We start from the raw sequence: 13,843 nt of genomic DNA on the forward strand, positions 1-13,843 counted from the left end.
GCCTGTCACCAATGTCGGGTAGTGGCCGACTGTGTGAACTGATCGAGCCAAGACGAATACCCGCAATGGGCACATTGCTGCCGAACGATCTAGGCGACTGAATGACCCGATCTGGCCTGAAGCGGACATAGCCTACCGCTAGCCAACTATGCAGCGGCTATGGCCGATGGTGCAACAGCAACTGTGCCCCTACGCCAGCTACACCCTTCCATTTGGATGTTGCAAGTCATATCGGGCTGAACTCATGCTGCCTCCGAGAATCCCTGCGACGCTCGATAGGAATGTGGTCAGCGCGATTTGAAATCGCCTTTGTAGTCCGACATTCCGATCAAGCCGCTTCAGCAAGGTGCCTGCATCGCAATGACTGGACTTGAACGGAGAAAGTGAATAGATAGCATGAACTGATGCATCCAAGACACCCAAGAATCCATCGAGGCGTAGAGATGGGGATAGCTGTATACGAGGCCTATCTCAATTTCTTAGACCGTATGGCCTGGTTGGCCCGCTGGTCTTTGCTCACGATTCCAGCAGCGCTTGCCTATGGCTACCTTAGAGGTTCTCCGGTTCCAGATTTCTGGTCCCAATGTGGATCGCTGCTCAGTGATGTGTCGCCTTGGGTCCGCGAACACAAGATGCTTGTGGCGGTTTGGATCGTTATTCCTTGCCTACTGGTCCGGCCTCTGATGGTGTTTCCTTCCATTTACGCGGCAGCCGTGGCCGCGGCCAACTTGGGTGCCGGGCATTGGGGGATTGCTTTGGGTGGATTTGCGCTGGCAACGGTGGTCTTCATTGCCACAGGGGCGACGATCGGTTGGGTGCATTGGAGGCTGATAGACCCATCTTTGCGCGCCATTGAAGAAGGGCTTTGGCGCCTGGAGCGGTGGGCCGCCGGCGCAGTCAAGCCGGGTGACACAAAAGAGATAGGGACGCGAGCGCTAGGGCCCGAATTGGCCGGCGATGAGCGCGTGGCTGAACCCGCGCTGAAGTTCCCGATAGCTCGACCTCGCTTCAGCTTTTCTGACCTCGCTGGCATGGCTTCAGCCAAATGCCGCCTACTTGACGCGGGGCACTCAGCCTTGTCCAGCGGCTTACAGGCTACGAATGGCATCTTGCTTTACAGCCGCCCCGGCAATGGCAAGACCGCGATTTCGGAGGCATTGGCAGGAGAGTTGGGTGTTGGTTTCATTTCGGTTTCAATCGCTGACATCGGTAGCAAGTGGGTGGGTCAGACGACCGAACAACTCGTTCAGGCCTTTCGAGATGCCGAGCGACAAGCCCCGTGTGTGCTCTTGATTGACGAGGTCGATTCAGTTATCAGCGATCGCAGCGATGGCTCGAGCCACGACGGTCAGCGTACGACCAATGCGTTCCTCACAGAGATGGTTCGGATTCGGGGTCGCGGCGTGGTAGTCATTGCTGCTACCAATTTCTTGGACCGCCTGGATGTAGCTGCGATTCGCGAGGGTAGGTTCGACTTCAAGATTGAACTTCCGCCGCCGGACTTGCCTGCTCGGATTGGCTTGTTGACGAACGGCCTGAAGCGAGAGGCGCCTTTCAGTTCAGTTTTGCCAACTGAGATTCGGGCGGCCGCTGAACGTTGGGTCGGTTTCTCAGCAGCGCGTCTTCTGGCTATTGCGCACCAGGCAGGAAAAGTGCTGCCTCCAACCGGAGGTGTCATTGACAGACACGACCTTGCGCGTGCGCTTCGAGAAGTCCAGGCGAAACGTTCAACATTTCCAGAATCGACCAAGTGCCTGGACGATCTGGCACTGGAGCCTGGCCATTCCGACACCCTTTTCGGCCTGGCCTGGCGCATGAAGGAGATCTTTGATGCCGAGGCCGTGGGGGCGACCGTTCCGGACGGCATCCTGTTCTATGGCCCGCCCGGTACAGGCAAAACTGAAGCAGCTCGCGCCCTGGCAAAGGAGACGGGGTGGGCCTTTTTCATCACGAATGGCTCTGAGTTGGCGTATGCCCCAAGCAAGATCGGTGAAATCTGCGCCCAAGCCGAGGATGCCAGGCCAGCGATCATCTTTATTGACGAAGCCGACGACATTCTTGCTGACCGGAAAATGGGCGGCGCTCGCGTAGCGACCAACACGCTCCTGACCGTAATGGATGGCGCTCACGGCAAGGCACCCGATGTGCTGTACATCGCGGCGACGAACCATCCGGAGATGCTAGATCCCGCGGTACTGCGCGGCGGACGCTTTACAGAGAAGGTTGGTTTCTTGCCGCCGCAGGGCGAAGCGTTGCGAGCGTTTGTCCATGGCTGGCTGGCTGACAAAGGTTGGGAAGTAGAGGGCGGTTTGGACCAAGCCGTGCTTTCAGTTCAAGGGTTGGCCGTTGCAAATGTCAAAGCGGTCTTGCAGGCGGCACTTAACTACACAGTGAACCGTTCGGTTCGTGCTCACCTGCCAGTGGTCAAGATGCTGGATGCCGAGGCTTTGGCAAATGGCTTTGCTACGGTCGCTCCTGTCACCGATCCGAACTGATCTCCCGAGCAGTGAAGGAGCGACGCTCACGAAGCATCGGCTGAACCCTGCGCTTGTGTTCAAAGTGGTGGGCCGCTGTGAGCCGCTATGTGCGCCAACGTTCGCAGTCCTCCGTGCACTTCCGCAACATTTGGTAGTACGGGTGGTGATACGGGATGGTATCCAATAAAGTAAGTAATTGATCTTTATATGAATTCCAATCCCTCCGACTCCGCCAACGCAAAGTCCTAGACCGTTCGTTAGGCAAAGATCAACCCGCCAAGTTTCTGACTTGGCGGGTTTTTTCTTGTCCGCTCGGATGTGTGCGTTCGTGTTGGTGCGCCAGAATCCGGGAGATACGGTAGTACCAATGGTCGTACGAATCGGTTTGCTGGTGCAAGACATGGGGACCGCATGCGGTTGCTGCAACTGCGGTCCAGGAAAGCCCTGACCCAAAGGACGCGACAGCCTTGAGCCTAGATGCCGAAAATCAAGTGACACGTGATCTCAGCTGACTCTGTGGCCTTCTACGACTCGCTGAATCGTTAGTGACATTCGAATTTTTGGGGACGAAACAAACGACATCCACATTGGTCGACCCTAAGCGGTCTCGGCTGCTCAGGACGAGGGAGCGAAGGCCGTTCCATTGGAAAAGGAGAGTTGGGAGAATGAAGAAGCCGGGTCTGGATTTGACCTTCAGGCATCGCAGTTCACGATGTCCCTTGCAAGCTGGCGGGCAGACCCGTTCAGCGGCACATCCTCGATCATCCTTTCGATGGGGCCTGCTCACGGGCAGCTTCGCGCTGATCTTGTTCACCTTGGCGGCTTGCAAGCCCAGCGCGGAGGAAGAAGCCAAGACTGCAGCCCGATTGAAGGCCGAAGCTGAACGGCAAGAAGAGCTTTGCCGTGACAGCGTGCATTGTGGTGACAAAAAGCCTGCGGGCCTGAAGGTCGACTACAACAAATACGCGCTTAGCAAGTGGAACAACCATTGGTTTTTGGTGCCGCGCGACTATGACGCGCACTTTGGCATGAAGTTTCGGTGGCCCAGCAAGACGACCAGCGGACGAGATCCGACCCAGCATGACCCCAATGACTGGGTGATTCAGCTGCAGATCCGTTCCCACGACATCGCTCAGGACCGTGGCTATGGCCGCATCCTCCTCGCCGAGCGAGACGGGCGCGTGAGCAATCGAGTGACGCTTAGACCCGGGCTGGACCGAATGGAATACCGTGAAGTCGATGATGAAACGGGTAAGCCCTCCAAGCACTTTGTGTTCACTGAGTATGTAGCGACTGATCGGCGCGACCCGGAAGGCCAGCCGCCTGTGCTCCGCTGCAAGATGGACCTCGCGGATCCTCAGAATGCTGTTGGCGGAGGTGGCTTCATATGGCGCGACGGCATTCTTGTGGGAATCCTGATTCGCGGCGGGAACATCTGTGAAGACTGGCCCGAGATCTACGACGAGGTGATCCGAGTTCTTGCGTTGACCAAGGCGGTGTGAGCCGGCAGTTGTTGTCTGGTGAGCTGGCCAAAGTCGCAAGTGCCTACGAAAGGCAAGTTACCGGGCTTCGCCTGCCGAATTTGCAGACTGAAAAGTCGAAGACAGACGCTGCAAAAATGCGAAACCCCTGATGAGCGAAAGCTGATCAGGGGTTTTTGCTTTGTGCGCTCGTTTTTCTCATTCATCTGAGCGCTGGGCGCAAAAGAAAAGCCCGGCCACCTTGCGGTGCCGGGCTGTGCTGATGGGCTAACGGTTTACGGAGACGTGGCTGCCGCAGCGCCCGCCTTGCCAACGCTTTCAGCGGCCTTGGGCTTGTAGGCCTCCGACACATCGCGCTTGCCGCGTTCCAGCCAGGGCACAGGTTGGTCCATCCAGCTGGGGCGCGGCGCGTTCAGCAGGTAGTGGTCGAAGAACTCGGTCATGTGCAGGCTGTAGTGCTTGATGTTGTCGCGCTCGCGCAGGCCGTGTTTCTCGCCGTTGTAGTTGAACCAGTAGGCTTCCTTGCCCAAGCGGCGCAGGGCGGTGAAGAACTCGATGGCCTGGTAGAAGGGCACGGCATCGTCCTCGTCGTTGTGCACGGTGAGGTAAGGCGTTTGCACCTTGTGGATCTGGAAGATGGGCGAGTTCTCCAGATAGAGCTGCGGCTTGTCCCAGGGCGTGGCGCCGATGCGGCTCTGGCCTTGCTCGTATTGCACCGCGCGGCTGATGCCGGTGCCCCAGCGGATGCCGCCGTAGCCGCTGACCATATTGGCCATGGACGCGCCGGCTTCCGCCGCGCGGAACATATTCGTGCGCGTCAGCATGTAGTTGATCTGGTAGGCGCCCCAGCTGTGGCCCTGGATGCCCACGCGCTTGGGGTCGGCATAGCCTTTTTTGATCAACTCGCGCACGGCCGGCAGCACCGTGTTCATGGCGCTCTGGCCCGGGTGGCCGACGCTGAACACCACATCGGGCCGCAGCACCAGATAGCCCTGGCTGGCATAGCGCGTCGGGTTGATGTTCTGGCCCGGCGCCGGTGCCACATGGTTGTGCAGCTTGTCCGTCATCTTTTCGTAGATGTAGACCATCACCGGGTACTTCTTGGCCGGGTCGAAGTTCGCCGGCTTGGTCAGCAAGGCTTGCAGCTTTTTGCCGTCGGCGCTGGTGTAATCCATCAACTCTTGCGTGCCCCAGAGGTAGTCAGCCTGCTGCGGGTTGGCCTGGCTGATCTTCTTCGGCGCGAGCAAGGCGGTGTTGCTGGCCCAGAGGTCGGGGAACTCGCTGAAGCTCTGCTGCGTGTAAAGCAGGGTGTCGGCTTGCTTGGCCTTGATCACCGTGCCCAGCAGCTTGTCGGCATGCAGCAGGCGCTGCGGCTGGCCGCCGGCCAGCGGCAGCTGGTAGAAGCCGGTGTCGCGCTTGAGCAGGTGGGTGGCGCCCAGCATCAGGCCGGCAGCGGGCAGGGGCTTGTGCTCGGGCTCTTCGCTGTCCAGCACGATTTGGCGCAGCTGCAGGCCGTTCTTGCGGCCCCAGCCCTGGCTGAGATTGCGAGCGTTCAGGTCATTCAGCTGCACGGCCCAGAGGTCGTAGCGGTCGTAGAGCACAACACTGGCATCACCCTCGGTCCAGCCCGCTGAGCCATACGGTTCGGCCGGCCCGGGCGTGTCGCGCTCTTCGTTGTCGAAGCGCACGCCGCTGCTCTTGCTGAGCTTGGAGGTCAGCGCATGCGCCTGGCCGCTGCGCGTGTCCCAGGCCCACCAGCCGCGGTCCTCGACCTGGTAGCCCAGCATATAGCGGCCGGTCGGCGAGAGCTTGGGCGTGAACTTGAGCTTGCGCGCCAGCAGCTTGGCCTCGCCGGTGTTCAGGTCCACGGCATAGGCGTCCTGCTTCTGGCCGGACCAGGATTCTTCGATCTGATAAGGCCGGTCGTTCAGGCCCAGGGCGATCTCGGCGTTGTCATTGATCACCACGGTGGGCAGCTCGGTGCGGGCCAGCTGCACCAGGCGCGGCGGCTTGTCGCTGCCCGCCGCCTGCAAGTGCAGTACGGCGCGGTAGCTGCGTTGGCGTTCCTTGTCGGCCTTGACCTTCTGCACCGACTGCAGCTCGGGGTCTTTCCAGTGCCAGAGGTCCACCTTGATCGGCTCGGGTGCGTCCTTGGGCTCGGGCTTGGGCACAGGCGCGGTGCCGAGGAACAGGCGCTGGCCGTCTTTGCTGAAGCTCAAGAGCCCATGCTCGCTCGGGCCCCAGCCGGCGGGCAGGCCGGCGGTTTCGGCACTGGCTACGGTGTGTGCGGCCTTCTGATCGGCGCGCCAGAGGAAGAGTTTGAATGGGGTCGGATCTTCCGCCTTGTCCTTTTTGTCCTCGGCTTTGGTGTCTGCTTTGGCGTCGCTCTTTTCTTCCGGTTTGGCGGCCTGCGCTGCCACATGGTCGCGGTTGCTCAGCCAGGCCAGCTGCTGGCTGCTGCGGTCAAAGGCCAGCTGCTTGTAGCTGCCAGCGCCGGCGAGCAGCGCTTGCGGCGTGGCGTTCTCCGCGCCCAGCTCCAGCAGGTAGACGCCTTCACGCGCTCGCGCCTTGGCCGTGGCGGCCGCGTCGGCCTTGCCTGAGGGCTCTTTCACGCTGACGGCATAGGCCAGTCGATCGCCCTTGCGCGACCAGACCAAATCGCTGGCTTCCTTGTCCAGGCTTTGGCGCTGGCCGGTGGCCGTGTTGATCAGCACCAGCTCGCTGCCGCTGTCTTTCTTTTTGCCGGTGGCGCTGTTCGTGGCTGCGGCAGTGGCGGTCTGGTCATCGGCCTCATCGGCCTTGGCCTTGGCGGCCTCGTCTTTCTTGGCGGCCTCTTTGACCGGCTCCAAGAGCAGGGCCAGTTGGGTGCCGCCTTCTTCGGCCCAGGCGAAGCGCTTGACGCGCTCCAGGCTCTCGGGCTTGCCGCTGCTCAGGTCCAGCCAGCCGGCGCCGGGCTTGGGCGCGTCCTCACCTTTTTTCTTGTCCTTCTTGGCTTTGTCCAGCTCGGCGCGGCTGGGCTGCACGGCGTAGGCAACAAAGCGGCCGTCGGCGCTGAAGACCGGCGCCGTGCCGCGCGGCACGCGCCATTCCTGGCCGTCCGTCAGGCGGCGTAGCACCAGCTCGCCGTCGCTTTCCTGTCCCACCAGGGCGTAGGCCGCCCATTGGCCGTCGCGGCTCAGGGCCGTGCCCTGGATGCTGCGCCAGCCGGCATAGGAGGCATGGTCGATCGCGCGCTGGGCGGGCTTGGCCTGGGCGCTGGCCAACAAGGGCGCCGAGACGGCGTTTGCTTCTTGCGCCAGCAAGTGCGGGCTGAAGCAGCTGCCCATTGCGAGCAGCAGCAGCGGCAGCGCGTGGGCGCGCCGAATAGGGGTCGTACCAGAAGAGCCGGACATTGCAGCGGTCCCCGCGGGGAATGGTCATCAAGCTGAGCTTTATAACCGTCCTGGCCGCAGTGCCGCCCGGTCGACTCACTCTTCCCGCGTCATACCGGGCAGTTCGCACAGGCTCAGGCTGTCAAGGTTGAGGCGCGCCACCACCCACCACATCCAGGCCGCCATGCCGAAGGTCGGCACGATCAGCAGCAGAGTCAGCCACCAACCCGTGGTCATGAGCAGGCGCCAGTGCCGCTGCTGAGGTCGCGGCCTGGCGTGTGTTGCTCGCGTTCGACGTCCAGGGTGTCGGGTCGTTCGTCATGACGGCCTTGCGGCGGCAGCTGGCGTTCTTCATCGAAAGCGTGGTTGAGGTCGCCCACCCGCGCTTCGGCAGGGCTGGGTGGCAGTCGTTTGGGCAGGCTGAGGACGGGGCGGTTTTTCATGGCGGCTCGCTTTCATGGAGAGGGGTGTCCGCTGTTTATAGGTCCGGCCGGCGGCCCGGTCGGTTCGCCAGCGCACGAGCGTGGCCGGGCTTTGTGCGCTGGATAACAGACCAGCTGAGCGGTATGGCCCTAGTCTGCAAGCACCCCAACCCGATCCATTAAGGAGCCTCCATGAACTACGAAGAACGCGATCCCTACGGCATGTACAAGGGTATGAACACAGCCTCGCTGCGCAGCTCGGCTGCACTGGGCGATAGCAAGAGTCAGCATGGCGGCCCCGGCCCGCAGCTGATGGGTGCCGACACCTTGATCGGCAACGATGTGGTCAGCCTCAGTGACGACGATCTCGGCGACATCAAGGAGCTGATGCTGGACATGAAGAGCGGCCATGTCGCCTACGCGGTGCTGTCCTTTGGCGGCTTTCTGGGCCTGGGCGAAAAGCTCTTCGCCGTGCCCTGGAGTGCCTTGCGCCTGGACACCGTCAACAAGCGCTTCGTGCTCAACGTCGAGCGCGAGCGCCTGCAAGACGCCCCGGGCTTTGACAAAGACCAGTGGCCCGATATGGCTGACTCCGAGTGGGCCCGCGGCATTCACGCCTACTACGGCAGCAAGCCCTATGCGGACGCGCTGAATCATTGAGCACCACACCGGCGCCGCCGACTCCGCCCGAGTCGGCGGCGCCGCTGGCCGCCGGTTTCAACCCCGGCCTGGGTCGGCGCTTCTGGGTCATTGCCCGCCTGTTCTGGGTGGCCGAGGGCCGTTGGCGCTCTTTGGCCATGCTCGGTCTCTTGATCGCGCTCCTGCTGGCTCAGACCGCCTTCAATGTGCTGTTCAACCAGGAGACGGGCGAATTCACCTCGGCCTTGGCCGCCCGCGATGGGCCGCGCTTCTGGGCCACGATCTGGCGTTTTGCGGCCGTGTTGGCCGCGGCCGTGCCGGTCTACGGTTTCTACTATTTCGTGCGCGACAGCCTGGCCCTGCAATGGCGGCGTTGGCTGAGCGAGCATTTCTTGGGACGCTACTTCCAGGGGCGCGCCTACTACCGGCTTGGCATGGGTGCGGCCGGCATCGACAACCCCGACCAGCGCATCGCCGAGGACATCAATGCCTTCACCCAGCAGTCGCTGTTCTTTGCCATGGTGCTGCTGGGTGCCTTGCTGCAGCTGCTGGCTTTTGCCGGCGTGCTTTGGTCCATCTCGCGCGGCTTGGTCTACTTTCTGCTTGGCTATGCCCTGCTGGGCACGGTCTTCACCGGCGGCCTGTTCGGGCGCCGTCTGATCGGCCTGAACTTCGCGCAATTGCAGCGTGAGGCCGACTTCCGCTTTGCCCTGGTGCGCGTGCGCGAGTATGCCGAGCCGATTGCCTTCCACGAAGGCGAGGCACGCGAGCGCTCGGCCCTGCAGCGCGTGTTTGGCCGGCTCTATGACAACTACCGCCAGGTCTTGCGCTGGCAGCTGCGCCTCAATCTCTTCCAATATGGCCACAGCTTTCTGACCTTGCTGCTGCCCAGCGTCATCATTGCCGACGATGTGCTGGCCGGGCGGCTGGAGGTCGGGCGGGCGCTGCAGGCGGCCGGTGCGTTTGCGGCCATCCTCAGTGCCTTGACCCTGATCGTCGAGCACTTCGAAGGCCTGAGCCGCTTCTCTGCTGGCATCGAGCGCCTGCATGCCTTTTCTCTGGCGCTGGCCGAGCCGCCCCTGCCGGCCCTGCAGTGCATCAGCAGCCGGCCGGCCTTTCAGCTCGGCCTGCAAGACCTGACCCTGTTCACGCCGCGTCACGAGCATTTGCTGATCCAGTCCCTGAGTCTGCAGGTCGAGCCCGGCGCCGGCTTGCTGATTGCCGGCGCCAGCGGCTCGGGCAAAAGCTCGCTGCTGCGCGCCTTGGCCGGGTTGTGGACGACCGGCTCGGGCTGTGTGTTGCGCCCAGGCGGCGAGGACATGCTGTTCCTGCCTCAGCAGCCCTATCTGCCTTTGGGCGATTTGCGCAGCCAGCTGCTCTACCCGCAGGCCGAGCGTGACATCAGCGATGCCGAGCTGCTGTTGTGGCTGGAGCGGGTCAATCTGCCGCAGCTGGCCCAGCGTTTCGGCGGCTTGCAGGCGCAGATGGACTGGGCCCATGTGCTCTCGGTCGGCGAGCAGCAGCGTCTGGCCTTCGCCCGGGCGCTGCTGGCCAAGCCGCGCTACCTGCTGCTCGATGAATCGACCAGTGCGCTGGACCGCGGCAACGAGGCCTTGCTCTACGGCCAGCTGGCCGCTCTGGCCATCACACCGATCAGCGTCAGCCATCACGAGGCCTTGCTTGGCTTTCACAGCCAGGTGCTGGACCTGGCCGGCGAGGGCGGGGGGTGGCGGCTGAGTGCGGCGGCGGACTATCGGTGGGAGTGAGGGGAGGTGAATGGGTGAAGGGGTGAATGGTGAGTCGTGAATCGTGAATCGTGAATCGTGAATTGGGGCCGGTATGCTGATGCGCTGGCGGTATTTGTTATCTTGTCTCGTCTTGTCTGGAGTGCCTGTTTCGTGAATCCCAAGCTGCAGCAATACCTTCAACTTGCCGCTCTGGCTGTCGTGGTGGTCGGCTGCTTCCAGATCCTGCAGCCTTTCATTCCGGCTCTGCTGTTTTCGGCCGTGGCTTGCCTGTCCAGCTGGCCTTTGTATGCGCGGCTGCGCCGCCGCTTCGGTGGCCATGAGACGGCCGCGGCCTTGCTGATGACGAGCTTGCTGGTGGTGTTGGTGATCGGCCCCAGCAGCCTTTTGGCCCTGAGCCTGGCCGACGATGTCACCCATGGCGTGGAGTGGTTGCGGCATATGTTGGACGCCGGGCCCGTACAGCCCCCGGCCTGGCTGCGCGAGCTGCCCTTGATCGGCCAGCCCCTGGACAGTTACTGGCACCGCATTGCCGACAGCCGCGATGAGTTCGTGGCCCTGCTCAAAAGCTTGATCGAGCCGACCAAGACCGTGCTGCTGGTGGCCGGCCGGGCGGTGGCCTCGAGCCTGATCCAGATGCTGTTTGCGGCCTTTGTGCTGTTCTTTTTCTACCGTGACGGCGAGCGCCTGGTCGGCTCCCTGCGCGCCATGCTGCGCACCTTGGCTGGCGATCATGGCGAAGAGATTCTGGAGACCGTGGACCACACCGTGACCGGCGTCGTGCACGGCATCTTCGGCACGGCCCTGGCGCAAGCCGCGGTCGCCTTGGCCGGCTTCTGGATTGCCGGTGTTCCCGGCGCCCTGGCCCTGGCGGCGGCCACCTTTTTCTTCTCGATGGTGCCGGTCGGGCCGCCCTTGCTCTGGGGCGGCGCCACGATCTGGTTGTTCCAGCAGGGACAGACCGGCTGGGCCGTGTTCATGCTGCTCTGGGGCCTCTTGGCCATCAGCAGCATCGACAACGTGGTCAAGCCCTTGCTGATCAGCCGGCACAGCAGCCTGCCCATGCTGCTGATCGTGCTCGGCGTGTTCGGCGGCATCGCGGCCTTCGGCTTCATCGGCGTCTTCATCGGCCCGCCCATGCTGGCCGTGGGTCTGACCCTGGTGCAGATGTGGACCGCTCGTACGGCGGCGAACAAAGAAAAGCCGGATCAGATGTTGCTCTGATCCGGCTCGCAGCACAGGGCCCAAGGGGGGCTGGGTCCTGGCTGGCTTTACATGCCGTCGGGCACCTTGCCGTCGCTCTTGGGCTTGGGCGTGCTGAACCAGCCATCGGTGGCGCGGACTTCCCAGGCAGCCAGCTGCTTTTCGGCCTCGTCCTTGAGCAAGCCGTAGCGCTCCTGGATCAGCCCAGCCATCTGTTCGCGCCGACCGGCGACGATGTTGAGGTCGTCATCGCTGAGCTTGCCCCATTGCTCCTTGGCTTTGCCAGAAGCTTGTTTCCAATTGCCTTGAATGCGATCCCAGTTCATGAGGGGGTCCTTTGGGTGGTGGGTGATGGGTGATTGGTGAATCGTGAATCGTGAATGCGGATGGGGATGGGGATGGGGATGGGTGATGTGGGGTTCTGAGCCAATAGCTGCCCACGAATCACGATTCACGAATCGCGATTCACCGCGCCCCTTTGTCACGGCCGTACAGCGATCTCGTTCTTGACCGCCTTCACGCCGACCACTTTCCAGGCCAGCGTTTCGGCCGTGGTCTTTTCGCGGCCGCTCTTGGCGAAGCCGGACAGCATCACCGTGCCATTGAGCGTCTCCACGCTGATGGCCGAGGCGTCCACGTCCTTGTTGTCGACAAAGCGGCCCTTGACGGCCGTGGTGATGGCGCTGTCGTCCAGATAAGCGCCGACGGTTTCCTGGCCGCGGGTGACAGCGCAGCCGCTGCCGATGAGCAGCAGGCCGGCGCAGAGAACGGTTCCGCTGAGGGTGCGCAAGTTCTTCATGGGTGGCTTTCGTTGGGTGAAGGAATCGAGAGGTCCAGCTCAATGTAGGCAGCGGTTTGTGCCCTGCGAATAGGCCGGCAACTGAGGGCGCTGTAGGACGCAAGGCCGTCGCACCCACCGTCATGCCTGTGTTCTCTAACGCACCGACCGAGCGCATGGCAGCCGCCAGGCTTGCAGGTCTACGAAACCCTTGGAGACCGCATCATGTCGAAGTTCCTTGCAAGACCCGATTCGCTGCCCGGGTCCATCGGGCGAGCAGCTGCACCAGCGCGGAGCGCCCCGCGTTCGCCCTTGTTTTCAGCGACCTTGAGCCTGGCGCTGCTCGGCGCGAGCTTGCTGGGCGCTTGCGCCAGCATGCCGCCGCCGACCGAACAGATGGCCGTGTCGGCGGCTGCCCTGAACAGTGCCACGGCAGCCGGGGGTGTGCAGTGGGCACCGCAAGACATGCGCAGCGCCCAGGACAAGCTCGACCGCGCCCGCCTGGCCATGAACGACAAGGACTACGAACGCGCGCTCTGGCTGGCCCAGGACGCCCAGGCCAATGCCCAGCTGGCCGAGAAGAAGGCCGGTGCCGGCAAGGCGCGCAAGGCCGCCGAAGAGTTGGCCGAGTCCAGCCGCGTGCTCAGCGAAGAACTGAGCCGCAAGCGCCCATGAGGCCGGCGACCGCCTTGCCCTCTTTTCCCGCACTCGCGGCGCCGCGCTCCGGCCGGCCCTCCCTTCAATTTCGAAAGGCAGCTCCCATGAAGATCCCACGTCGTATCCATTCCTTGTCCCTGGTCAGCGCCGCGCTGCTGGCGGTCTCGGCCAGCCTGATCGGCTGCAGCAGCCTGCCCAGCAACAACGCCATGCTCGATGAAGCCCGCAGCGACTACCGCGCCGCCCAGGACAACCCGCAAACCCAGTCCATGGCAGCGGGCGAGATGAAGCTGGCCGCTGACGCCCTGGGCCGGGCCGATGCCGCCTGGGCTCAGCAGGACGAAGTGGCCAAGGTCAACCACCTGGCCTATCTGGCCAAGCAGCAGGTCGCCATCGCCCAAGAGGCGACCCGCCAGAAGGTGGCCGAGGCAGCCATCGGCAGCGCCAATGTGCGGCGCGACCAGATCCGTTTGCAGGCCCGCACCGAAGAGGCTGATCGGGCCGGCCGCAAGGCCGGCCAGGCGCAGGCTCAAGCGGCGCAATCGCAGCAGGACAGCATGAACGCGCAAGCGCAGACGGCGGCCGTGCAGCAGCAGGCCCAGATGCAGGCCGAGGAGGCGCGCATCCGCACCTACCAGCTGGAGACGCAAATCCGCGAGCTCAACGCCAAGCAGACCGAGCGCGGCCTGGTCATCACCATCGGCGATGTGCTGTTCGACACCAACCGCGCCGAGTTCAAGAGCGGCGCTCAGCGCAGCCTGGACAAGCTGGCCGGCTTTTTGAAGGCCTACCCGCAGCGCCGCGCCCAGATCGAGGGCTATACCGACAGCGTCGGCAGCGATGCCAGCAACGAGTCCTTGTCGTCGCGCCGCGCGGCCGCTGTGCGCAATGCTCTGATCGCTCAGGGCGTGGACGGCCAGCAGCTGCTCAGCCAGTCCTTCGGCGAATCGCATCCGGTGGCCAGCAATGACAATGCCGCCGGCCGCCAGCTGAACCGCCGTGTCGAGATCGTGCTGTCCGATGACAGCGGGGTGATCGCCGCACGTTGAGGGGCGAGCTCCGCAGGCATG

12 protein-coding genes are annotated in these 13,843 nt (G+C 63.1%); 7 read left to right on the top strand and 5 right to left on the bottom strand.

The features are described 5' to 3' along the window. Positions 1-443: 443 nt before the first annotated feature. Both LNV23_RS10385 and LNV23_RS10390 read left to right on the top strand, forming a co-directional pair. Entirely contained in the window at positions 444-2,495 is a 2,052-nt protein-coding gene (locus LNV23_RS10385) for an AAA family ATPase (RefSeq protein ID WP_263562916.1), read from the top strand. Between the two features lie 647 nt (positions 2,496-3,142). After that, on the top strand, positions 3,143-3,979 hold the full coding sequence (locus tag LNV23_RS10390; RefSeq protein ID WP_263562917.1) for a hypothetical protein: 837 nt from the start codon (positions 3,143-3,145) through the stop codon (positions 3,977-3,979). Between the two features lie 254 nt (positions 3,980-4,233). On the opposite strand, the gene LNV23_RS10395 is transcribed toward LNV23_RS10390, so the two are convergent. The 3 genes from LNV23_RS10395 to LNV23_RS10405 all read right to left on the bottom strand — a co-directional run bounded on the left by LNV23_RS10395 (position 4,234) and on the right by LNV23_RS10405 (position 7,772). Beyond that, positions 4,234-7,350 (bottom strand): prolyl oligopeptidase family serine peptidase, encoded by a 3,117-nt coding sequence (locus LNV23_RS10395; protein ID WP_263562918.1) that lies wholly within the window; start codon positions 7,348-7,350, stop codon positions 4,234-4,236. A gap of 75 nt (positions 7,351-7,425) precedes the next feature. Continuing rightward, positions 7,426-7,566 (bottom strand): hypothetical protein, encoded by a 141-nt coding sequence (locus LNV23_RS10400; protein ID WP_263562919.1) that lies wholly within the window; start codon positions 7,564-7,566, stop codon positions 7,426-7,428. Continuing rightward, positions 7,563-7,772 carry a hypothetical protein gene (locus LNV23_RS10405; protein WP_263562920.1) on the bottom strand — a complete coding sequence of 70 codons (210 nt, stop codon included), beginning with the start codon at positions 7,770-7,772 and terminating at the stop codon, positions 7,563-7,565. Before LNV23_RS10405 ends, LNV23_RS10400 begins: the two co-directional genes overlap by 4 nt. A 171-nt stretch (positions 7,773-7,943) precedes the next feature. On the opposite strand from LNV23_RS10405, the gene LNV23_RS10410 reads away from it, so the two are divergent. The 3 genes from LNV23_RS10410 (at position 7,944) to LNV23_RS10420 (ending at position 11,359) form a co-directional block, all read left to right on the top strand. Beyond that, positions 7,944-8,411, top strand: coding sequence for a PRC-barrel domain-containing protein (locus tag LNV23_RS10410; RefSeq protein ID WP_263562921.1), 468 nt, complete (start codon positions 7,944-7,946; stop codon positions 8,409-8,411). After that, positions 8,408-10,156 carry an ABC transporter ATP-binding protein/permease gene (locus tag LNV23_RS10415; protein ID WP_263562922.1) on the top strand — a complete coding sequence of 583 codons (1,749 nt, stop codon included), beginning with the start codon at positions 8,408-8,410 and terminating at the stop codon, positions 10,154-10,156. The genes LNV23_RS10410 and LNV23_RS10415 overlap by 4 nt, the downstream gene beginning before the upstream one ends. Before the next feature lie 132 nt (positions 10,157-10,288). After that, positions 10,289-11,359, top strand: coding sequence for an AI-2E family transporter (locus LNV23_RS10420; protein ID WP_263562923.1), 1,071 nt, complete (start codon positions 10,289-10,291; stop codon positions 11,357-11,359). A gap of 47 nt (positions 11,360-11,406) precedes the next feature. Here LNV23_RS10420 and LNV23_RS10425 read toward each other — a convergent pair whose 3' ends face one another. Both LNV23_RS10425 and LNV23_RS10430 read right to left on the bottom strand, forming a co-directional pair. Next, on the bottom strand, positions 11,407-11,664 hold the full coding sequence (locus LNV23_RS10425) for a CsbD family protein (RefSeq protein ID WP_263519349.1): 258 nt from the start codon (positions 11,662-11,664) through the stop codon (positions 11,407-11,409). Positions 11,665-11,819: 155 nt separating this feature from the next. Continuing rightward, positions 11,820-12,137: a BON domain-containing protein gene (locus LNV23_RS10430; protein ID WP_263562924.1), complete on the bottom strand. Its 318-nt coding sequence runs from the start codon at positions 12,135-12,137 to the stop codon at positions 11,820-11,822. Positions 12,138-12,428: 291 nt separating this feature from the next. Between LNV23_RS10430 and LNV23_RS10435 the strand changes: the two genes are divergently transcribed. Beyond that, complete coding sequence (locus tag LNV23_RS10435) at positions 12,429-12,791, top strand: DUF4398 domain-containing protein (protein WP_263562925.1); 363 nt, start codon at positions 12,429-12,431, stop codon at positions 12,789-12,791. An 86-nt stretch (positions 12,792-12,877) separates the two neighbouring features. Further along, on the top strand, positions 12,878-13,822 hold the full coding sequence (locus LNV23_RS10440; RefSeq protein ID WP_263562926.1) for an OmpA family protein: 945 nt from the start codon (positions 12,878-12,880) through the stop codon (positions 13,820-13,822). The last annotated feature ends 21 nt before the right edge of the window (positions 13,823-13,843 follow it).

Origin of the sequence: Kinneretia sp. DJ1R-11 (assembly GCF_025717595.1) — a bacterium.
In the GTDB taxonomy this organism is placed as follows: Bacteria; Pseudomonadota; Gammaproteobacteria; order Burkholderiales; family Burkholderiaceae_C; genus Paucibacter_A.

Bases quoted from the DNA above. Each gene is read 5' to 3' on its own strand.
- LNV23_RS10385 (WP_263562916.1), top strand. From the start codon at position 444: ATGGGGATAGCTGTATACGAGGCCTATCTCAATTTCTTAGACCGTATG.
- LNV23_RS10390 (WP_263562917.1), top strand. From the start codon at position 3,143: ATGAAGAAGCCGGGTCTGGATTTGACCTTCAGGCATCGCAGTTCACGA.
- LNV23_RS10395 (WP_263562918.1), bottom strand. From the start codon at position 7,350: ATGTCCGGCTCTTCTGGTACGACCCCTATTCGGCGCGCCCACGCGCTG.
- LNV23_RS10400 (WP_263562919.1), bottom strand. From the start codon at position 7,566: ATGACCACGGGTTGGTGGCTGACTCTGCTGCTGATCGTGCCGACCTTC.
- LNV23_RS10405 (WP_263562920.1), bottom strand. From the start codon at position 7,772: ATGAAAAACCGCCCCGTCCTCAGCCTGCCCAAACGACTGCCACCCAGC.
- LNV23_RS10410 (WP_263562921.1), top strand. From the start codon at position 7,944: ATGAACTACGAAGAACGCGATCCCTACGGCATGTACAAGGGTATGAAC.
- LNV23_RS10425 (WP_263519349.1), bottom strand. From the start codon at position 11,664: ATGAACTGGGATCGCATTCAAGGCAATTGGAAACAAGCTTCTGGCAAA.
- LNV23_RS10430 (WP_263562924.1), bottom strand. From the start codon at position 12,137: ATGAAGAACTTGCGCACCCTCAGCGGAACCGTTCTCTGCGCCGGCCTG.
- LNV23_RS10440 (WP_263562926.1), top strand. From the start codon at position 12,878: ATGAAGATCCCACGTCGTATCCATTCCTTGTCCCTGGTCAGCGCCGCG.